Genomic DNA, 19402 nt, shown 5'->3' with positions numbered 1-19402 from the left:
CACAGGTTTTTTCATAAAAGTATAAAATTCAATCAACTCTATCAGAAGAAAATCTATGATCGTAAGAAACTTTGAATACTTGCTTGCTTTGCACCGTGAAGGCCATTTTGGCAACGCGGCAAAAAGCTGCAATGTTTCTCAGCCGACACTCTCCGCGGGCATCAAGCAATTGGAGGAAGACATGGGTGTCGAGATCGTGCGTCATGGCCGACGCTACGACGGGCTCACTTCTGAAGGAATGCGCGTACTGTCTTGGGCTCAGCAGATGTATGACGACTGCAAAGGACTGGAGCGAGAAATCTCCGCACTACGGCGGGGTATAGAGGGGAAATTCCGGCTAGGGATACTCCCAGGAACTGCCGGCGTAGCACCCACATTAAGCATCGCCCTTGCCGAAAAAACACCTTTACTTCAACAATCAATTCTGGTCTCCGGCGCTTCTTCCCTGCTGCAGGCGATTCGAGAAAACAATCTGGATATCGCACTCATGCATTTGGAGGATATTCCAGGGGAAGACTTCGATACTCACCTTCTGTACCGTGAACGCATTTTCCTTTTTCACGCCGCTAGAACACAGCAACCCCGAAGCACAACGTGGGACCATGTTCTTAATAGACAACTGTGCCTGCTGAACTCGGCAGTACCTGAATCCATTCAAGATAGACTGACGCAATGTACCGCACAGACTATTCGCACTGATTCAATTGACGTGCTATCGGCACACGTGGCGACAGGAAAATATTCGGCAGTTCTTCCGCAATCTCTCGCCGGCCAACTCGCACACATTCCGAATCTCCACGCAATCGGTATCAGTGGACCAATGTCACACTCAAATGTCGGATTCGTTGCTGGGAAAAATGCGTTCGAGGCACCGTCATCGCACGCATTGCTCGAAATGGTGCACACCCCAGAACTGGCCGCCGCTCTTCAATCCGTTATATCGATCCATCGTCGGTTCCAGCCCAAAGCAGACTCATCCCAAAGCCCCTTGAAATAGCGAGTCTCGAAGAGCAACGCTGTATTGCTTCAACCAGGCAAAGATGGCAGGCACGCCGTGTGCGCCGCTAACAGGCGCCACGTGCTGAGCAACCCATCGAAGGCCACCAGGTCTAGGGGCAACACGGGCGACAGGAGTACCTGCTGCATGCGGCCTCCTCATGTCTCGCTGGGTCAAGCTGACTATTCCTAGATCAAGCTAGGAGGCGCGATGTAGTGATGATCGTTGTCCTCTCCCAGCTAGGAGACGAGCACGGCTCGACGAGCCCGTGTAGATAGATCGTGTCTATCTGCACATAGATTATTCCAGTTTGACCACTTCTGAGCTTGATCCGATGCTGTCAAGACCGCAGAAGGAGACGCGGCCAACGGCTAGGCAGTACCACGATCGTTCTTCTTGACAGCGGTAAGTCTCGTTTCCCACTTCGATTTAGAAGATGGAAACATTAACGCACAGAGGTGACGAAATGACTCCGACCGGTAACCGAATCGTGACTTTCGAGAAGCCCTTGGAAATGAAGGTCAACACCTTCAAATTTCCAGAGCTGATAACCCCTCAAGGGAAAAGTGCACCCCACGGCGCTATCCTCAAAATAGTTACCACAAATATCTGTGGCAGCGACCTTCACATTTATCGCGGTTCGTTTGCTGTTCCCAAGGGAATGACCATGGGCCATGAAATGACCGGCGAAGTGATCGAAGTGGGATCAGACGTCGAAGTCGTGAAGAAGGGCGACATCGTTTCCGTCCCCTTCAATGTGGGTTGTGGGCGTTGCTACAACTGCAAGCATATGCGCTCCGATGTATGCGAGAACACCAACCCCGAAATCGACTGCGGAGCCTACGGGTTCAACCTCGGTGGCTGGACGGGGGGCCAAGGTGATTATCTCTTCGTACCGTATGCGGATTTCAATCTCCTGCGCTTTCCTGACAAGGATGCCGCCATGGAAAAGATCCGCGACCTGACCCTTCTCTCTGACGTACTACCCACAGCTTTCCATGGGTTCGCTGGCCCTGATTGGCCAGCCGCACCGGCCTACGTCGTCGGCGAAAACATCCTGATCTTCGGTGCCGGGCCGGTCGGCAGAGCGGGTGCCGCCTGCGCCAGACTTCTGGGTGCAGGCGCCATCATCGTTGCCGATTACATTCAAGAGCGGCTGGACCTTCTCAAGCCACACGGCGTGGAAACCATCAACCTTTCCGACGGCGTGCCGATCGAGGAACATCTCGAACGCATTACCGGGCACAGGGAGGTGGATCGCGTCATCGACTATGTTGGTGTGGACTGCCGCGGGTTTGGCGCGGAGGCTGACAAGATCGTGGAGAGCGCTGTTACCAACGCAATGCTCAAATATGTCCGCTTCGGCGGAATGACCAGCACGGTCGGTGTGTACTGCGCAAACCCGATCTCGAAAGACCCGAAAGCCAAGAAAGGCCATATGGATCTGGAATGGTCCAACGCCTGGATCAAGTCGCCGCGAATGTCGGCTGGTCAATCCCCGACGGCCAATTACAACCACGCGTTAATGCGGGCGATACTGAACGATCGCATGCCTTACCTTTCGCCGATGATGAACACTAAGTTCATCAAGCTCGAAGACGCGCCCGCCGCGTACAAAGAGTTCGACGCGGGTTCTGCATACAAGTACGTCATCGACCCGCATGGTTCAGTGCGGCAGTAAGTATCCGGCGCGGGCTACGCATCAGGATGTCTCACACTTTCTGGTGAGAGACATTCTGGCTCCTCTAGTCTCCGGCCAGCAACTGAAGCCGGCGAATATTTTCGCCGGCATTTGTCTGCTGCCCCAAGGCGTTGTGATTTTGACGGGGTGCTTGCCTTGGCTCGGGCCAGGAGCAGAACCTCAGCAATCCGCAGGTGATGATCAACCGCAGGCGTGTTCGAGCGCCTGGTTCGCAATCGGTCAAGGGTCGGACGGAGAAGATGCGCGGCATCCATTGATGTGCGTGGCTGAACATAGCCTTCGCCTGATCCTGACCACCCCACGGACTTGATCAGTCTCGCCTGGTGTTGTGCCGGCCTCGGGCCATCGCACGATCAGCCCAGCCCTGGCTCATTTAGCCAGAAGTTTCCAAAGACGTGGCCGAACTCGCCGCCGCCGAAATGGCAGTCACTTCTATAGGGAGATAGCACAGTGTTGGATAAGTCGGAACGGGAGGGTGGCCTATGGAGCTGCGCCATCTTCGCTGCTTCGTAGTTCTTGCTGAGGAGCTACATTTCACGCGGGCGGCTGAGCGCTTGCATATCGAACAACCACCGCTATCACGAGCCATCAAGGAACTTGAGGACGAGTTGGGCGTAGTGCTCTTCGACCGAAACCGACGAGGAACAGTTCTGACGGCGGCGGGTGCGGTCTTCTTGCAAGATGTACGCCGTCTATTCACTGTGCTGGAACAGGCTCGTGAAAATGCCAAGGCTGTGGCATCGGGCTTGCGCGGTAGCCTGCGCATCGCAGTATCAGATGGAGCTATCGATCCACGACTGTCGGCATTTCTGGCTCGTTGTCGCGCCGAGGAGCCGGAGATCGAAATACGCTTGTCAGAAGTGCCTCTGGCAGAGCAAGTGCGCGGTTTGCGCTCGGGCGACTTCATGATCGGGTTCGCGCACACGGCCGATGTCGGCGACGGTATCGCTGCCGAGGCAATCTGGCACGACCCGCTGGTGATTGCTGTGCCAGCTCGGCACTCATTGCTCACCTACAAGGAGGTGCCACTTCAAGAACTCCAAGGCCATCCACTTGTCCTGTGCGACCCGCAGGTATGCGAGGGTTATTGCCGCGAACTCAAGCGGCTGCTCAACACGTTGGAGCACAAGCTGAATGTTGTCGAGGAAGTATCCTCACTGGACATGATGCTCACCTTGGTCGGCGCCGGCTACGGCATCGGCTTCATGACGGCGACCAAGATTCCCATCTCTCAACGGCCGGATGTGGTGATCCGCCCCTTGGCGATGGATTCTGCCGTGATCACGACCTACCTGCTTCGGCCCGACGGCAGCAATTTATCGGCTTCGGTAGAGCGATTTGTCGTTCGCCTACGCGACTCATCGGACGGTTGACGGAGCCTGGCAAGCCAGACACTCAGGGATCGGTGTCGGCACGCAGATTGCGTTCGGTCGCCGTCATCAGGTCAGCCGCGCTTATTCCGAGTGCCGTAGAAATTTTCAGTATGAGCGGAAGCGTGGGCACGTGCTCACCACGCTCGATCTTACCCATGTGAGAACGCGAAATGCTTGCCCGAGATGCGAACTCGTCTTGCGCGACTCCTTGAGCGACGCGCGCAGCGCGCACGGCCTGTCCGAAGGCTAACGCCGACTCGGATTCATACGTCGATGTGCCAGAAGGACGGCCTGGCTGAATTGTTGATTTCTGCATTAGCAGAAGCGTCAAACAATCTGCCACAATTAACCACGTTAAAGATAACGACGTTAAACTTCACTCTTTACTGCGACGCTGGTTTGCCTTTCTGGACAGATCGCTTATTGGGGGCCCTCATGCATGACGCCACCAGCCAGTTTTCCCATTTCAGGCTTGCTATCGCACCTGGAGTGCCATCCTCTTGCCTCATAACGCTTCTTGCCCTTCAGCGCGCAGAGGAGCCTGAAGTCACCATCGCGTTCTTTGAGACCTCGGGCGACGACCTGATGACGGGCCTTGAGGAAGGCCGCTACGACGCCGGAATCTCGCTTCGGAACGCTGGTGCTCCAGCCGTGAAAAGCCAGCCGCTCTGGGTCGAGAACGTGGCCGTTGCAATGCCGCTGGGGTCCCCCTTACTTGCCCAGGCGAAGATCACGCTTGCCGAGCTTCTGGACTATCCGGTGTTTCGCTGGCCGGCGGAGGCATGCCTACTGCTCGATCAGCGACTGTCTTCCCTTCCGTTGAGCCAACAGAGCGTGCAGCATGTGACTTCGTTCGAGATGATGGCGCTTTGGGTCACCGCTGGCTACGGTGTGGGGCTCTCGGCGCAATCGCGCATGGAGCGTGCCCATGCGTGGGGGATCACTATGCGACCGCTTTCAGACGGCCCCTACGAGATCGTGACATACCTGCAGCGGCCCCACGGACGAGCCAATGCTGTTTCTGAGCGGTTCGAGCACAGGGCAATGCTGGTTGCCAGGGATAGGGCGGCTTGCTCGAATATCCCATAGCCCGCTCTCGCCGAGGCTGCGTTCGGGTAATTACCGCGGCACGCACCTGTTAGCGCGCCAGTGATAGCGCTTCCATCTTTGGCAATATGATGAATTAACATGGTCTTTGGAGGCACGAATGGTTGGAAGTGGTTGGGACCGAGTACCAATTGACTCGCAAAGCATCGATGCGCCGCTGTCGCGCGCGGCGGTGTTTCTCACGTTGACGGTCGCCGAGGGCCACGAGGCCCTTCAGGCGGTCGCCGGCATCTTGGACGGGCTGGACGACCTGATCAAAACGGTGGGCTTCCGCGATCTCAACGGCCGGCTGTCGTGCATCACTGCGCTGGGATCGGCGCTATGGGACCGTTTCCAGACCGGGAAGCGCCCGAAGGAACTACGGCCCTTCGTGCCCATCGAGGGTGCCAAGCACACCGCGCCTGCCACGCCCGGCGACCTGTTCTTTCACATCCGTGCCGAACGTGAGGATCTCTGTTTTGAATTCGAGCGCCTGCTGCTGGACCAACTGGGCAGCAGCGTGACGGTGGCCGACGAGGTGGTCGGTTTTCGCTACTTCGACTCCCGCGACCTGCTTGGCTTTGTCGATGGCACGGCCAACCCGACCGGGCACGACATCGGCGCCTCGACGCTGGTCGGCAGTGAAGATCAGGCGTTCGCCGGCGGTAGCTACTTGGTGGTGCAGAAGTATCTGCACCAAATGCAGCCGTGGGCTCGGCTCGCCAAGGACGAGCAAGAGCGGATCATCGGCCGGGAGATCGTCAGCAATGTCGAATTGCCCGACGCGACGAGCGGCCAGAAATCGCACAAGACCCTCGCCACAATCGTGGACGACGACGGCACCGAGCACGACATCCTGCGCGACAACATGCCCTTCGGCCGCCCCGGCCAGGGCGAATATGGCACCTACTTCATCGGCTACTCCAGGCATCTGTGGGTGACGCAGAAGATGCTGGAGCGCATGTTCCTCGGCGATCCGCCAGGCATGCACGACCGCCTGCTCGATTTCTCGACGGCGCACACCGGCGCCGTGTTCTTCGCTCCCGCACCGCGCACGCTGAGCGAACTCGTGGAGGCGGTGCAAGCGTAATGCAGGGGCCACAAGGCCCCTGCAAGGTTTGAGAGCCCTATGCTCCGTCTAGAACTACTGCGCTATCCACCAGCCGACGAACGCTTTGCCGCACATCCTCGGGGATGGGGTAAGGGGCAATGGCCTCGGGCATATCCGCATGGTGCTGGTAGTCGCCCATGATGACCCGGATGATCGCCGGCACGTTGGTCGGCGTGACCGCATCAATGGCCGCGCGGTCCCCCAGGTCAGGGTGCGGCTGGGTCAGCATGCGGTACAGATCCCACGAATCCGCGTGCAGGCACTGGTTCATGAGCACCTGGGCCAGCTTGTGCTTGAGCGGCACCAGTTGCCAATCGGGAACACGCTGCCCCCGATTACCCAAACTGATGGACAGCAACTTGCCCGCTTTCAGTTCGCGGTTGATCTGGTCCTTGGACTTTCCAGCCAGCTTGCCGAACAGCGGGACCGGCAAGCTGCTTGGAGACTCGTAGATGGTCAGCATTTCCTCGCGCTCGCGCTGGATCGCGGACACTTCCGGCTCTGGGGCATGCGTCGGAGGCGGCGGCACCTGAGACAGCCGCTGGAACGTGATCCCGCCGCTGCTCGGGGTTACGACAATAGGCGTGGCCACGACGGGCGGGACGCCGGGAGGAGTGGGCTCGGCCATCGTGAGGGTCGCATCCATCGTTTCCTCCACTTCTGCCATTGCCGGCACCCCGTCGATACGGATGGTCAGGTGCGCGCTCGCGGCTTCCACTTCGCCCTGTTCGAGCAGGTCGAGCCGATCGGCCCAGTCCTGCATCATCCGACGGCGCGGCTCAACGTACTTGGCGTGGTTGTAGGACGAACTCACCTTATTGGGGTCGGAATGGGAAAGCTGCGCGTCCACCCAAATCTTCGGGTAGCCAATCTCGTTGAGCGCCGTCGAGATGGTGCCGCGGATGCCGTGGCCGGTCAGGCGCCCCTCATAGCCCATGAGCTGCACGGCCTTGTTGAGGGTGTTCTCGCTGATGCGCTTCTTGAGTTCGCTGCGGTGTGACAGCAGGTACCTCTGCGCCGGCCGCATCACCCCCAGAAGATAGCGCACGATCTCGATGGCCTGCAGGGATAGCGGCACGATATAGGGGGGCACATCCTGCGGCCGCTTCCCTGCCTTGCGCATTTCATCCTGGAGCTGCTTGACGATCTGCGGCGGGATGATCCACAAGCCCCTGTCGAGGTCGAACTGTTCGGGTTCGGCCAACCGCAGTTCGCCGGTGCGCACCCCGGTCAGGAACAGCAGCCGGACGCCAAGCTGGGTCTGCCAGCCACGGGGGTTGTAGAGCCGGAGCTTCTGGAGGAACTCGGGCATCTCGGGCAGGTGCAAGTAGGGGTTGTGGGCTACCGGGGGCTTGGGTTCGGCTACCACGTCCAGGTCTGCGGCCGGGTTGACCTCCAGCCCCTCGGCGATGACCAGGGCATAACGGAACATCTGGTTGAACCAGGTGCGGACCTTTTCCGCAGTAGTGAACGCCTTGCGCTTCTCGATCGCCGCCAGGACGCCCAGAAGCTGAGGGCGGCGAATGTCATAGATCGACATCTTCCCCAGAGTGGGCAGCACGTCTTTGTTAAAGATGCGCAGGATCTGGGAAAGCGTGCTCTGACGGCCTTCCTTGAGTTCCTTACGGCGATGCTCGACCCAAGCATCGAAGACGGTCTTGAAGGTGTATTCGCCCGCCAGCTTGGCCGCGTGCCGTTTCTGGTCGCGCTCGACCTGGGGATCGATCCCCCTGGCAAGCAGGGCCTGGGCCTTGTCTCGCTCGGTCCGGGCTTCACGCAGGCTGAGGGCAGGATAGCCGCCCAGGCACAGGCGCTTTTGCTTGCCCAGCCAGTAGTAGCGGAATTGCCATGACTTGCCGCCTGCGGCTGAGACCATCAGGCCCAGGCAGTCGTTGTCGGAGAGGGTGTAGCGTTTTCCGGTGGTCTTCGCCTGCCGGACGGTCAGATCAGAGAGCGCCATTTCGAGACTCCTAAGTAATGACTTAGGCCCTATGCTCGTCATGGTTCCCGCTCAGCCCCAGCAACTATCCGGTAGCCGCCCCACCCGTATTCTTGTGCCTTATTTGGTCACTCAAAAACGGTAGCTGTGGGTGGATTTCCGTGGCACTCGCTGGAATGAAAAAAGGAGCCGAAGCTCCTTTTTTCAATGACCTACAGACCCCAGTAGAAGTCTGTGGATCAAAATTTGGAGCGGGAGACGAGTCTCGAACTCGCGACCTCAACCTTGGCAAGGTTGCGCTCTACCAACTGAGCTACTCCCGCATTGTCCTGCCCTGCAGCGCTTTGCCGTACCACGCGCTGCCAGAAAAAATCTGGAGCGGGAGACGAGTCTCGAACTCGCGACCTCAACCTTGGCAAGGTTGCGCTCTACCAACTGAGCTACTCCCGCGTATTGCTACGCTCCTGCTTCCCCGTCACACACTTACTTCGTCGTGCAGCGGAGAAGCGAGATTATGTCGAAGGCACATTCGTGTGTCAAGGGCTTTTCCAGCCCTTTTTACAAAAACCGCCGCCGCACAGGCGATGCGGGTCAGGCGCCGCCACGCTCGCGAATCTGCGGCCATGCGAGTTTCATGTAGTACAGCATCGACCAGATGGTCAACACCGCGGCCAGATACATCAGCCACTCGCCCCACACGCGCGTGTCGATCGTCACGATCCCCAGCGGCAGCGGCCCGTAGAACAGCAGCATCGGAATCGCGACCATCTGGCACGCGGTCTTGAACTTGCCGAGCTGGTTCACCGCCACGCTCTTCGACGCGCCGATCTGGGCCATCCACTCGCGCAGCGCCGAAATCGCGATCTCGCGACCGACGATCACCAGCGCGATCGCCGCGTCGACCCGCGAAATCTGCACGAGGATCAGCAGCGCGGCCGTCACCATCAGCTTGTCCGCGACCGGGTCGAGGAACGCGCCGAACGACGACGTCTGGTTCCACTTGCGCGCGAGGAAGCCGTCGAACCAGTCGGTCAGCGCGGCGAGGATGAAGATCGCCGCCGCCGCGAGATTGCGGTGCGCGCCGCCCATCACCGTGTCCGGCAGATAGAACACGCCGACGACGAGCGGAATCAGCACGATCCGTACCCACGTCAGGAAAATCGGGAAATTGAACGGCATGGCATGCGGGACAGTAAAGGATTCGCAATTGTGCCGTGTCGACCGGCCTGCCACAAGAACGCTGGCAACGCCGCCGGCCGCACGGCCGCGTCAGTGAAGCTGCTTGTAGATCTGCTCGGCGAGCGCGTGCGAAATGCCCTCGACGCTCGCCAGTTCCTCGACACTCGCGGCCACCACGCCGCGCAACCCGCCGAAGCGCGCGAGCAGCCGCTGCCGGCGCTTCGCGCCGACGCCCTCGAGTTCCTCGAGTCGCGACGTCTGGCGCGCCTTCGCCCGCTTCGCCCGCATGCCGGTGATCGCGAAACGGTGCGCCTCGTCGCGGATCTGCGCGACGAGCATCAGCGCGGCGCTCTCCTTGCCGAGTTCGAGCGGCGTGCGGCCGTCCGCAAACACCAGCGTTTCGAGGCCGACCTTGCGCCCCTCGCCTTTCGCGACGCCGACCAGCATCGACGTATCGAGGCCGAGCTCGGTGAATACCTGCCGCGCGATCTCGACCTGGCCCTTGCCGCCGTCGATCAGCACGATGTTCGGCAGCAGGCTCGACGCCTCGGCCTGGCGCGTCGACTCGCCGTCGATGCCGGCCGCTTCGTCGACGGCCGCCGCCTGCGCGGCCTGCTCGACCATCTTCTCGTAGCGGCGCGTGAGCACCTGCCGCATCGCCGCGTAATCGTCGCCCGGCGTGATGCCCGTGATGTTGTAGCGGCGGTATTCGCCCGACTGCATCTTGTGATGGTGATAGACGACGCACGACGCCTGCGTCGCCTCGCCCATCGTATGGCTGATGTCGAAGCATTCGATCCGCAGCGTCGCGAGATCGTCGCTGTCGTAGCTGAGCGCGTCCGCCAGCGCGCGCGTACGCGCCTGCTGCGAGCCCTGCTCGGACAGCAGCCGCGCGAGCGCGAGGCGCGCGTTCTGCTCGGCCATCGACAGCCACGCGCGCCGCTGCCCCTGCGGCTGCCGCACCAGCGACACCTTGTGGCCGGCCTGCTCGGACAGCAGATCCAGCAGGTCGCGGCTCGCCGGTGCATGGCTGACGACGAGCACGGGCGGCACGCGATTGCCGAGATAGTGCTGCGCGATGAACGCGTCGAGCACCTCGGCCTCGACCGACGCCGCGGCCGCCGTGCCGCGCGCGCTGCCGGCCTCTTCCGCGGGCAGATCGGGCACCGCGTCGGCCGTCGCATCGACCGCCTCCGCCGGCTCGGCCTCTTCGCCGAGACCGCCCTCGGCGAGCGTCAGTGCGCTTTCGACGTGCGTCGGGAAATAGGCCTTGTCGCCGAGGTGCCGGCCGCCGCGCACCATCGCGAGGTTCACGCACACGCGCCCGCCCTGCGCGACGACGGCCAGGACGTCGACGTCGCTGTCGCTGCCGACCTCGATCGCCTGCTGGTGCAGCACCGTCGCGAGCGAGCTCATCTGGTTGCGCACGGCCGCCGCCTGCTCGAATTTCAGTTCGGCCGCGAACGCGTGCATTTTCTGCTCGAGCTCCTTCATCACTTCGGACTGCCGGCCGAGCAGGAACCGCGCGGCGTTCGACACGTCGACCGCGTAATCCTCGTCGGAGATCGCGCCGACGCACGGCGCCGTGCACCGCCCGATCTGGTGCAACAGGCACGGCCGCGTGCGGTTGTTGAAGACCGAATCCTCGCAGGTGCGCAACTGGAACACGCGCTGCAGGATCTGGATGCTCTCGCGCACGGCCCACGCACTCGGGAACGGCCCGAAATACTGGTTCTGCTTGTCGACTGAGCCGCGGTAGTAGGCCATCCGCGGAAAGCGGTGCGCGGTCAGCTTCAGGTACGGATACGATTTGTCGTCGCGAAACAGGATGTTGTAACGCGGCGCGAGCGCCTTGATCAGGTTGTTCTCGAGCAGCAGCGCTTCGGCTTCCGAGCGCGTGACGGTCGTTTCGATGCGCGCGATGCGCGTGACCATCATCGCGATGCGCGGCGACAGTTGCGTCTTCGTGAAATAGCTCGACACGCGCTTTTTCAGGTCGCGCGCCTTGCCGACGTAGAGGACGGCGCCCGCCGTGTCGTAATAGCGATAGACACCCGGCATGTGCGGCAACTGCGCAAGGATCTTCTTCGGTTCGAACGGAGTATCGGAAGCTTCTGGGGATGTCATGCGTGATCCGGGCGCCTTGTAACGCGGAACGGGTCCATTAGAATCGCCAGTTTAGAGCATTCACCGGCCCGCTTCGATGCCACGCACCACCGCTGCCCCACTCTCTTCCGCGCCGCTCGCGCCGGGCGAACCGATCGCCTGCGACCTGTTCTGCACGGTGATCGACAATTTCGGCGACATCGGCGTGTGCTGGCGCGTCGCGCGTCAGCTCGCGCACGAGCACGGCTGGCAGGTTCGCCTGTTCGTCGACGACCTGCACACGTTCGCGCGCCTGCTGCCGGAAGTCGACCCCGACGCGACCCGGCAGACGGTCGACGCGATCGTGATCGAGCACTGGCATGCGGAAGTCGGCGACGCGCTGGACATCGCCGATGTCGTGATCGAGGCGTTCGCGTGCGAGCTGCCCGGCCCGTATCTCGCGGCGATGGCGCGACGCGCGCGCCGCCCCGTGTGGATCAACCTCGAATACCTGAGCGCCGAGGACTGGGTCGCCGATTTCCATTTGCGGCCGTCGCCGCATCCGCGCTACCCGCTGCTGAAGACGTTCTTCTTTCCGGGCCTGTCGGCCGGCACCGGCGGCGTGCCGAAGGAGCGCGACCTCGACGCACGCCGCGCGGCCTTCGACGCCGACCCGGCAGCGCGCGCCGCGTGGTGGCGGCACGCGACCGGCGGCGCGCCGCCGGCGCCCGGCACGACGGTCGTCAGCCTGTTCGCCTACGAGAACCCGGCCGTCGACGCGCTGCTCGCGCAGTGGCGCGACGGGCCGTCGCCGGTCATCGCGCTCGTACCCGCCGGGCGCGTGTCGCCGGCCGTCGCGCGCTTTTTCGGGGTCGAATCATTCGCGCCGGGCGCGCACGCGCGCAGCGGCAACCTGACCGCCCACGGGCTCGCGTTCGTTCCGCAGCCCGACTACGACGCGCTGCTGTGGGTCGCCGACCTCAACTTCGTGCGCGGTGAGGATTCGTTCGTCCGCGCGCAATGGGCGCGCAAGCCGTTCGTGTGGCACATCTACCCGCAGGCCGACGACGTGCACCTGCCGAAGCTCGATGCCGCGCTCGCGCACCTGTCGGCCGGCCTCCCCGATGCGCCGCGCGCGGCGCTCGAGCGGTTCTGGCATGCGTGGAACGGCGCCGGCACGCCCGACTGGGCCGATTTCTGGCAACACCGCGCCGCGCTGGACGCCAATGCGATCCGCTGGGCCGACGCGCTCGCGGCCGTCGGCGATCTCGCCGGAAAGCTGGCGGAATACGCAAAATCTCAGTTAAAATAAGCGGTTATCCGACGGCTGACCACGCAAGCGCTCGCGTTTGAGCTTTGGGCGCCCACCGGAACGCATCTGCTTGGCGCCTCACCCGTTGTGCACCGCTCAGGCACCTATTTATTTGATTTGATCAGGACAGTGTTTTTATGAAAACCGCACAGGAACTCCGCGTAGGCAACGTCGTGCAGATCGGCAGCGACGCCTGGGTCATCGCAAAGACGGAATACAACAAGTCGGGCCGTAACGCCGCCGTCGTCAAGATGAAGATGAAGAACCTGCTGTCGAACGCAGGTCAGGAATCGGTCTACAAGGCCGACGACAAGTTCGACGTCGTCGTGCTCGACCGCAAGGAAGTGACGTACTCGTACTTCGCCGACCCGATGTACGTGTTCATGGACGCCGACTACAACCAGTACGAAGTCGAAGCCGAAATGATGGGCGAAGCGCTGAACTACCTCGAAGACGGCATGGCTTGCGAAGTCGTGTTCTACAACGAGAAGGCCATCTCGGTCGAACTGCCGACGATCCTCGTTCGCGAAATCACCTACACGGAACCGGCCGTCAAGGGCGACACGTCGTCGGGCAAGGTGCTGAAGAACGCGAAGCTGGCGACCGGCTTCGAACTGCAGGTGCCGCTGTTCTGCAACACCGGCGACAAGATCGAAATCGATACGCGCACGAACGAATACCGCAGCCGCGCGTAATCGTCTGCGATATCCGCATCGAACAAAGCGCCCTTCGGGGCGCTTTTTGTTTGCCTGGCGTCAACAGCTGCCACAAGCCGGCGCCATAAGCAGCACAAAATCCACCGGTAAAGATATTCAATTTGTATCATCGGTAACTGTTTTATAGCGCCGGAGAAATAATGCGCGTGACGCGTTCGGCGGGGCATAAAATCAGTCTTTAATCCGACATGCGGCTGCGGCCCGCTGGCCGACAGCCCGCCTCTCTTGACTCGACTCGCGTCCACCATGCCACACGCCCTGATTGTCGAAGACGATCCCAACAGCCTGTCAGGCCTCACCGCGCTGCTCGCCGCAGACGGCTTCTCGGTCGACACGGCCACGTCGCTCGCCGAAGCGCGCACGGCGCTCGGCCGCTCGATTCCCGACGTCGTGCTCGTCGACCTGAACCTGCCGGACGGCAGCGGCTTCGACCTGCTCCAGCACCTGCCGCAGCAACAGCCGAACGGCTCGCTGCCCGTGATCGTGCTGACGGGCAACGCGACGGTCGAGAGCGCCATCGAGGGTTTGCGCCACGGCATCTGGGACTACCTGCTCAAGCCGATCAACATTCCGCGCCTGCGCAGCCTGCTCGCGCGGATTCCCCGCCCGTACGAACTGATCGACGAAGTGCAGTCGCTGCGGGCATCGCTGCGCCATCTGGGCCGCTTCGGCGCGCTGGTCGGCCGCAGCGACGCGATGCAGCACGTGTACGACATGATCGAGCACAACGCCCGCACCGAGACGGCCGTGCTGTTCTCGGGCGAAGCCGGCACCGGCAAGAAGCTGGCCGCGCGCACGCTGCACGAGCTGAGCCGGCGCCGCAAGGGGCCGTTCGTGTCGTTCGACTGCCGGATGCTCGCGCAGGCCGGCCGGCATGGCGCGTCGCTCGACAGCGTGCTGTTCGGCCACGAGCGCGGCGCCTTCGACGGCGCGGAGCGCCGCGAGTCCGGCCTGTTCGAGCAAGCCGGCGGCGGCACGCTGTTCCTCGACGAAATCACCGCACTGCCGCTCGTGCTGCAGGAAGCGCTGCTGCACGCGCTCGATTCGCAGAACTTCATGCGGATCGGCGGTACGAGCTCGATCACCAGCGATTTCCGGCTGATCGCGGCCACGCGCCGCCCGGCGCGTGAAGCGGTGGCAAACGGCACGCTGCGGGAGGATCTGTGGCTGCGCCTCGATGCGGCATCGATCACGATGCCCCCGCTGCGCGAGCGCGACGGCGACGCACTCGCGATCGCGGATGCGCAGATCGACGAACTGAACCGCGAAGCGCGCGCAACCGGCCGCAGCACGACCGACAAGCGCGCGGCGCCAGGCTTCGTGCGCGAATGCCTGTCGTACGAATGGCCGGGCAACGTGCGCGAGCTGCAGGAGCGCGTGCGCTTCGCGTACGACGCATCGGGCGACTTCATCGAGACGCTGCGCGCGGGCGAGGCCAGCTTCTCCGCCGGCGCCGCGCTGAACGGCAGCAGCGTGCAGATCAAGGTCGGCACGCCGCTGTCCGACGTCGAGGATCTGCTGATCCGCGCGACGCTCGACGCGGTCGGCGGTACGCGCCACCGCGCCGCAACGCTGCTCGGCATCAGCCCGAAGACGCTGTACAACAAGCTGCAGCGGATGAAGGTGAACTGAGCGAACGGCGCCCTGGATACGGGCGCTGGCTCGATCTGACCGTTAGTTGCGTTCAAATCCGTGCCGGCGACTGTTCGAATCAGGCTGTCGCCACCCGTAAAAAAAGCCGCGCGATTGCGCGGCTTTTTCGTTTGGAGGGACCGGAACGACACGATCCGCGCCCACCCTGCCCGCTTACGCCAGCGCGCTGCTCAACAGCGCCTGTGCCTGCAGATACTCGGGCTGCGCGATCAGCTTGTCCCACTTGAGCGCCTTGCCGCGCGCACGCATCCGCTTGATGCGCCGCACCGACTCGGCCGAGGCCCGCGCCTTCAGTCCGTTCAGCACGACTTCGGCTGCATCCGGCTGATTGCAGACGAGCACCATGTCGCAACCGGCGGCGAGCGCGGCGTCGGCGGCCTGCGTGAGCGTGCCGCCTTCGCGGGCAGCCTCCATCGACAGGTCGTCGCTGAAGATCGCACCCGTGAAGCCGAGCTTGCCGCGCAGGATGTCCTGCAGCCACACGCGCGAAAAGCCCGCCGGCCGCTTGTCGACCTGCGTGTAGATCACGTGCGCCGGGATCACCGCGGCCAGCGACAGCCCGAGCCAGTCGTACGGCGCGACGTCCTGCTCGAGGATCGCGTCGAGCGTGCGGTCGTCGGTCGGCAGCGCGACGTGCGAATCGGCCTCCGCGAAGCCGTGCCCGGGAAAATGCTTGCCGCAGTTTGCCATGCCGGCAAGCGACAGGCCGTGGTTCAGGCTCTTCGCCAGCAGCGTGACGACGCGCGGATCACGATGGAACGCACGATCGCCGATCACCTTCGAGTGCCCGTAGTCGAGATCGAGGACGGGCGTGAAGCTCATGTCGATCCCGCAAGCGCGCAGCTCGGCGGCCAGGATGTAACCGACGGCGGTCGCGACCTTCGTCGCGAGCAGCACGTCGCGATCCCACAGCTCGCCGAGGCGACGCATCGCGGGCAGCACCGTGAAACCGTCGGTGCGGAACCGCTGCACGCGCCCGCCTTCGTGATCGACGGCGATCAGGATGTCTTCGCGCACCGCGCGGATCGAATCGGTCAGCGCGGTCAGTTGCGCACGATTCTGGAAGTGCCGCGCGAACAGGATCACGCCGCCGGTATTCGGATGCGCGAGGCGCCGCGCATCGTCGCGCGACAGGGTCGTGCCGACGACGTCGAGCATGACCGGGCCGGGAGTCGTTTTCATCGAATCGTGAATTCCGTCAGGAAGAAGTTCGGGAAACAGGTGCAGTGCCAGGCGCGGCGTCCGTTTCGGCGACCACGAACGACACCGCGTAGTCGCGTTCGTCGCTGACCGTCACACGTGCCGTGATGCCGCGCGCGGCCAGCCATTCGGCCAGCTCGCCGGATGCGACCACGTACGGCTCGCCGCTTGGATGATTGAGCGTCTGCAGCGCGCGCCACGTCATCGGCCAATGCATGCCGAGCCCGATCGCCTTCGAGAACGCTTCCTTCGCGGAGAAGCGCGTCGCGAGAAACGCGATGCCGCGCGCCTCGGAGCGGGCGCGCCGGGCGTGGAACACGCGCAGTTCGTCGGGGCCGAGCACCTTCTCGGCAAACCGGCCGCCCGTGCGTTCGAGCACAGCCGCGACGCGGCTCACCTGCGCGATGTCGGTACCGATGCCGTAGATCGCCATGTCAGTCTCCGCCGGGGTGGCCCGGCGAGGCCGGGTCAAACGCGTCGCCAACGGCGTGCGGGGCGCGGCGGCCTCGCATCGTCAGCGCGCGCCGCCATGCAGCGCGGCGACGCGTACGGCGACCATGATCGCCTTCATCTCGCGCACCGCGTTGTCCCAGCCCGCGAAGATCGCGTGCGCGACGATCGCGTGGCCGATGTTCAGCTCGACGATGCCGTCGATCGCGGCGATCTGCTGCACGTTCGTGTAGTGCAGCCCATGGCCCGCATTGACCTTCAGGCCAAGCTGCGCGCCGGCCTGCACGCCCGCGACGATACGCTCGTATTCGCGCTGCTGCTCCGCTTCGTCGTGCGCTTCCGCGTAGCGGCCCGTATGCAGCTCGATCACCGGCGCGCCCGCTTCGTGCGCAGCGCGGATCTGCGTGTCGTCCGGGTCGATGAACAGCGACACGCGCACGCCCTCGTCGGCGAGCTGCTTGCATGCGGCGCGCACCGCCTCGAAGTGGCCGGCCACGTCGAGACCGCCTTCAGTCGTCAGTTCCTCGCGCTTCTCCGGCACGAGGCATGCGTCGTGCGGACGCACTTCGCAAGCGATGTCGAGCATCTCGGCCGTCACCGCGCATTCGAGGTTCATGCGCGTCTTCAGCAGCGGGCGCAACTGGCGCACGTCCGCGTCGACGATGTGACGGCGATCCTCGCGCAGGTGCAGCGTGATCGCGTCCGCGCCCGCCTCTTCGGCGGCGAGCGCCGCGCGGATCGGATCGGGATAGCGCGTGCCGCGCGCATTGCGCAGCGTCGCGACGTGGTCGATGTTCACGCCGAGGTCGATGGCGGTGGGCGTTGTCAGGAAGAAGCTCATAGGTTTTGCAGGTCGATCAGGATCTGACGCGTGGCGAGCGGCGTACCGCCGAGATAGGTGTTCAGCAGGAAGCGCATCAGCGTCTTGCTCTGCGCAACCGTCTGGGCTCGATGGTAATCGTCCTGCTCCATGTCGAGCAACGTCTGGCCGGTGATGACCGGCCAGTGCGACGGCACGTCGTCGTCCGCATTGCGTACGCCACGCTCCGGATCGAACACGTAGCGGCGCTCGGGTTCGACCGCGCGACGGGCGACCGTGCGGTTCAGCGCCATCGCATAGCCGGTCTCGCGCAGCAGCACGCGTTCGAACGAGCGCAGCACCTGCACCGCGGGCTCGCCGTGCGCGAGACGCGTGAGGGTCAGCACGTAATGATTGAACAGCGGCGGCTGCGGATCCTCGCGGGCGCAGAATTTCACGAGCAGCTCGTTCGCGTAGAAACCGCACAACAGGCCGTCGCCGCCGAGCGGCAGCATCCCGCCGACCCACTCGGCGCCCGTCAGCGTGCGCACCTCGGATTTGCCGGACCAGGACAGCAGCAGCGGCTGGAACGTCTGCAACACGCCGCGCAACGCGGAGTGCGGGCGCTTCGCGCCCTTCGCGACGAGCGCGAGCCGGCCGTGGTCACGTGTCAGCACGTCGACGATCAGGCTCGTTTCCCGATACGGATAGCTGTGCAGCACGAACGCCGGCTGCTCGGCGACGCGGAAATCGGACGTGCGAGACGTCGCGCGCCGCGCCTTGCGCGGCGGTTCGGGCGGTGCCGGCAACGGCGCGTCGTTCGCGCCGGCCGCCACCGCGTCTTCGGTCGACGTCAGCGCGTCATTCGTACCCATAGGCACGCAGCCCCGCCTCGTTGTCGGCCCAGCCGCTCTTCACCTTCACGAAGGTCTCGAGGTATACGGGGCCGTCGAACAGCTTTTCCATGTCCATCCGCGCCTCGGTGCTGATCTGCTTGAGCTTCTCGCCCTTCTTGCCGATCACCATCGCCTTGTGCGAATCGCGCTCGACGAGGATCGTCGCGAAGATGCGCTTCAGGCGCCCCTCCTCCTCGAACTTGTCGATCAGCACGGTGCTCGTGTACGGCAGCTCGTCGCCGGTCCAGCGGAACACCTTCTCGCGCAGGATTTCGGCCGCGAGAAAACGCGAGCTGCGGTCGGTCAGCTCGTCCTCGCCGTAGATCGGCTCGCCTTCCGGCAGGTACGGCTTGATCGTGTCCAGCAGGCGCTTGATGTCTTCCGGCTTCTGCGCCGACAGCGGCACGAGCTCGGTGAATTCGCGCAGTTCGCTCACCTTCTGCATGAACGGGAACAGCGACGCCTTGTCGTTCACGCGATCGATCTTGTTCGCGATCAGCAGCGTCGGCATGCCGGGCGGGATCAGGTCGAGCACCTTCTGGTCGTCGGGGCCGAAGCGGCCGGCCTCGATCACGAACAGGATCACGTCGACCGACGTCAGCGTCGACGTGACCGCGCGGTTCAGCGAACGGTTCAGCGCGGTGCTGTGACGGGTCTGAAAGCCCGGCGTGTCGACGAATACGAATTGCGCGTCGTCGAACGTGTTGATGCCGGTGATGCGGTGGCGGGTCGTCTGCGCCTTGCGCGACGTGATGCTGATCTTCTGGCCGACGAGTGCGTTCATCAACGTCGACTTGCCGACGTTCGGGCGGCCCACGATCGCGATCATGCCGCAACGGAAACCGGTAGGAGCGGGAGTGTTCATATCGTTTGGGAGACAGGTTCGGAAACGGCCGCGCGGCGC

At 63.2% G+C, this 19402-nt stretch carries 17 protein-coding genes and 2 tRNA genes; 8 read left to right on the top strand and 11 right to left on the bottom strand.

The window, feature by feature from the left end; genetic code table 11:
- The first annotated feature begins 55 nt into the window (after nt 1-55).
- The 3 genes from DFS13_RS07825 to DFS13_RS07815 all read left to right on the top strand — a co-directional run bounded on the left by DFS13_RS07825 (nt 56) and on the right by DFS13_RS07815 (nt 4072).
- Complete coding sequence (locus tag DFS13_RS07825; protein ID WP_009459599.1) at nt 56-997, top strand: LysR family transcriptional regulator; 942 nt, start codon at nt 56-58, stop codon at nt 995-997.
- Nucleotides 998-1511: 514 nt separating this feature from the next.
- On the top strand, nt 1512-2678 hold the full coding sequence (locus DFS13_RS07820; RefSeq protein WP_223656181.1) for a glutathione-independent formaldehyde dehydrogenase: 1167 nt from the start codon (nt 1512-1514) through the stop codon (nt 2676-2678).
- A 503-nt stretch (nt 2679-3181) separates the two neighbouring features.
- Complete coding sequence (locus DFS13_RS07815; RefSeq protein WP_019726376.1) at nt 3182-4072, top strand: LysR family transcriptional regulator; 891 nt, start codon at nt 3182-3184, stop codon at nt 4070-4072.
- 22 nt (nt 4073-4094) lie between these two features.
- Here the strand turns inward: DFS13_RS07815 and DFS13_RS07810 are convergent, their stop codons facing one another.
- The gene (locus DFS13_RS07810; RefSeq protein ID WP_009459591.1) at nt 4095-4388 is read right to left on the bottom strand and encodes a helix-turn-helix domain-containing protein; all 294 of its coding nucleotides are present in this window, start codon (nt 4386-4388) and stop codon (nt 4095-4097) included.
- Between the two features lie 119 nt (nt 4389-4507).
- Between DFS13_RS07810 and DFS13_RS07805 the strand changes: the two genes are divergently transcribed.
- Entirely contained in the window at nt 4508-5161 is a 654-nt protein-coding gene (locus DFS13_RS07805) for a substrate-binding domain-containing protein (RefSeq protein ID WP_019726377.1), read from the top strand.
- Between the two features lie 118 nt (nt 5162-5279).
- Nucleotides 5280-6248, top strand: coding sequence for a Dyp-type peroxidase (locus DFS13_RS07800; protein WP_009459580.1), 969 nt, complete (start codon nt 5280-5282; stop codon nt 6246-6248).
- A 37-nt stretch (nt 6249-6285) separates the two neighbouring features.
- Here the strand turns inward: DFS13_RS07800 and DFS13_RS07795 are convergent, their stop codons facing one another.
- The 5 genes from DFS13_RS07795 to uvrC all read right to left on the bottom strand — a co-directional run bounded on the left by DFS13_RS07795 (nt 6286) and on the right by uvrC (nt 11514).
- Nucleotides 6286-8229, bottom strand: coding sequence for an integrase arm-type DNA-binding domain-containing protein (locus DFS13_RS07795; protein WP_009459572.1), 1944 nt, complete (start codon nt 8227-8229; stop codon nt 6286-6288).
- Between the two features lie 226 nt (nt 8230-8455).
- A tRNA-Gly gene (locus DFS13_RS07790) sits at nt 8456-8531 on the bottom strand.
- 51 nt (nt 8532-8582) lie between these two features.
- Nucleotides 8583-8658: transfer RNA gene (locus DFS13_RS07785), tRNA-Gly, on the bottom strand.
- Between the two features lie 141 nt (nt 8659-8799).
- On the bottom strand, nt 8800-9387 hold the full coding sequence (gene pgsA / locus DFS13_RS07780) for a CDP-diacylglycerol--glycerol-3-phosphate 3-phosphatidyltransferase (protein ID WP_006482193.1): 588 nt from the start codon (nt 9385-9387) through the stop codon (nt 8800-8802).
- A 90-nt stretch (nt 9388-9477) separates the two neighbouring features.
- Complete coding sequence (gene uvrC, locus DFS13_RS07775; protein ID WP_062884671.1) at nt 9478-11514, bottom strand: excinuclease ABC subunit UvrC; 2037 nt, start codon at nt 11512-11514, stop codon at nt 9478-9480.
- 76 nt (nt 11515-11590) lie between these two features.
- On the opposite strand from uvrC, the gene earP reads away from it, so the two are divergent.
- From earP to DFS13_RS07760, 3 genes are all read left to right on the top strand, one after another.
- Nucleotides 11591-12784 carry an elongation factor P maturation arginine rhamnosyltransferase EarP gene (earP, locus tag DFS13_RS07770; protein WP_062884672.1) on the top strand — a complete coding sequence of 398 codons (1194 nt, stop codon included), beginning with the start codon at nt 11591-11593 and terminating at the stop codon, nt 12782-12784.
- A 137-nt stretch (nt 12785-12921) separates the two neighbouring features.
- The gene (efp, locus tag DFS13_RS07765; RefSeq protein WP_006485608.1) at nt 12922-13479 is read left to right on the top strand and encodes an elongation factor P; all 558 of its coding nucleotides are present in this window, start codon (nt 12922-12924) and stop codon (nt 13477-13479) included.
- A 267-nt stretch (nt 13480-13746) separates the two neighbouring features.
- A complete protein-coding gene (locus tag DFS13_RS07760; protein WP_006497719.1) occupies nt 13747-15132 on the top strand; it encodes a sigma-54 dependent transcriptional regulator in 1386 nt (461 codons plus the stop codon).
- A gap of 174 nt (nt 15133-15306) precedes the next feature.
- On the opposite strand, the gene nagZ is transcribed toward DFS13_RS07760, so the two are convergent.
- The 5 genes from nagZ to era all read right to left on the bottom strand — a co-directional run bounded on the left by nagZ (nt 15307) and on the right by era (nt 19363).
- Nucleotides 15307-16335 (bottom strand): beta-N-acetylhexosaminidase, encoded by a 1029-nt coding sequence (gene nagZ / locus DFS13_RS07755; RefSeq protein ID WP_006485604.1) that lies wholly within the window; start codon nt 16333-16335, stop codon nt 15307-15309.
- A gap of 16 nt (nt 16336-16351) precedes the next feature.
- Nucleotides 16352-16786, bottom strand: a complete 435-nt coding sequence (gene acpS / locus DFS13_RS07750; RefSeq protein ID WP_006485603.1) for a holo-ACP synthase — start codon at nt 16784-16786, stop codon at nt 16352-16354.
- An 81-nt stretch (nt 16787-16867) separates the two neighbouring features.
- Complete coding sequence (gene pdxJ / locus DFS13_RS07745; protein ID WP_111441540.1) at nt 16868-17644, bottom strand: pyridoxine 5'-phosphate synthase; 777 nt, start codon at nt 17642-17644, stop codon at nt 16868-16870.
- A complete protein-coding gene (gene recO / locus DFS13_RS07740) occupies nt 17641-18477 on the bottom strand; it encodes a DNA repair protein RecO (RefSeq protein WP_006497720.1) in 837 nt (278 codons plus the stop codon). The genes pdxJ and recO overlap by 4 nt, the downstream gene beginning before the upstream one ends.
- On the bottom strand, nt 18464-19363 hold the full coding sequence (era, locus tag DFS13_RS07735) for a GTPase Era (RefSeq protein ID WP_006485602.1): 900 nt from the start codon (nt 19361-19363) through the stop codon (nt 18464-18466). The genes recO and era overlap by 14 nt, the downstream gene beginning before the upstream one ends.
- Between the last annotated feature and the right edge of the window lie 39 nt (nt 19364-19402).

Origin of the sequence: Burkholderia sp. 28_3 (assembly GCF_003253915.1) — a bacterium.
Lineage (GTDB): Bacteria > Pseudomonadota > Gammaproteobacteria > Burkholderiales > Burkholderiaceae > Burkholderia > Burkholderia cenocepacia.
The sequence above is the reverse complement of the archived record's forward strand: the minus strand, read 5'-3'. Positions and strand labels throughout refer to the sequence as shown.

What these genes read in the sequence shown, in the direction of transcription:
- DFS13_RS07820 (WP_223656181.1), top strand. Translation starts at nt 1,512, where the DNA reads ATGAAGGTCAACACCTTCAAATTTCCAGAGCTGATAACCCCTCAAGGG.
- pdxJ (WP_111441540.1), bottom strand. Translation starts at nt 17,644, where the DNA reads ATGAGCTTCTTCCTGACAACGCCCACCGCCATCGACCTCGGCGTGAAC.
- DFS13_RS07760 (WP_006497719.1), top strand. Translation starts at nt 13,747, where the DNA reads ATGCCACACGCCCTGATTGTCGAAGACGATCCCAACAGCCTGTCAGGC.
- nagZ (WP_006485604.1), bottom strand. Translation starts at nt 16,335, where the DNA reads ATGAAAACGACTCCCGGCCCGGTCATGCTCGACGTCGTCGGCACGACC.
- uvrC (WP_062884671.1), bottom strand. Translation starts at nt 11,514, where the DNA reads ATGACATCCCCAGAAGCTTCCGATACTCCGTTCGAACCGAAGAAGATC.
- pgsA (WP_006482193.1), bottom strand. Translation starts at nt 9,387, where the DNA reads ATGCCGTTCAATTTCCCGATTTTCCTGACGTGGGTACGGATCGTGCTG.
- DFS13_RS07805 (WP_019726377.1), top strand. Translation starts at nt 4,508, where the DNA reads ATGCATGACGCCACCAGCCAGTTTTCCCATTTCAGGCTTGCTATCGCA.
- efp (WP_006485608.1), top strand. Translation starts at nt 12,922, where the DNA reads ATGAAAACCGCACAGGAACTCCGCGTAGGCAACGTCGTGCAGATCGGC.
- acpS (WP_006485603.1), bottom strand. Translation starts at nt 16,786, where the DNA reads ATGGCGATCTACGGCATCGGTACCGACATCGCGCAGGTGAGCCGCGTC.
- DFS13_RS07825 (WP_009459599.1), top strand. Translation starts at nt 56, where the DNA reads ATGATCGTAAGAAACTTTGAATACTTGCTTGCTTTGCACCGTGAAGGC.
- DFS13_RS07815 (WP_019726376.1), top strand. Translation starts at nt 3,182, where the DNA reads ATGGAGCTGCGCCATCTTCGCTGCTTCGTAGTTCTTGCTGAGGAGCTA.
- DFS13_RS07795 (WP_009459572.1), bottom strand. Translation starts at nt 8,229, where the DNA reads ATGGCGCTCTCTGATCTGACCGTCCGGCAGGCGAAGACCACCGGAAAA.
- earP (WP_062884672.1), top strand. Translation starts at nt 11,591, where the DNA reads ATGCCACGCACCACCGCTGCCCCACTCTCTTCCGCGCCGCTCGCGCCG.
- DFS13_RS07810 (WP_009459591.1), bottom strand. Translation starts at nt 4,388, where the DNA reads ATGCAGAAATCAACAATTCAGCCAGGCCGTCCTTCTGGCACATCGACG.
- recO (WP_006497720.1), bottom strand. Translation starts at nt 18,477, where the DNA reads ATGGGTACGAATGACGCGCTGACGTCGACCGAAGACGCGGTGGCGGCC.
- DFS13_RS07800 (WP_009459580.1), top strand. Translation starts at nt 5,280, where the DNA reads ATGGTTGGAAGTGGTTGGGACCGAGTACCAATTGACTCGCAAAGCATC.
- era (WP_006485602.1), bottom strand. Translation starts at nt 19,363, where the DNA reads ATGAACACTCCCGCTCCTACCGGTTTCCGTTGCGGCATGATCGCGATC.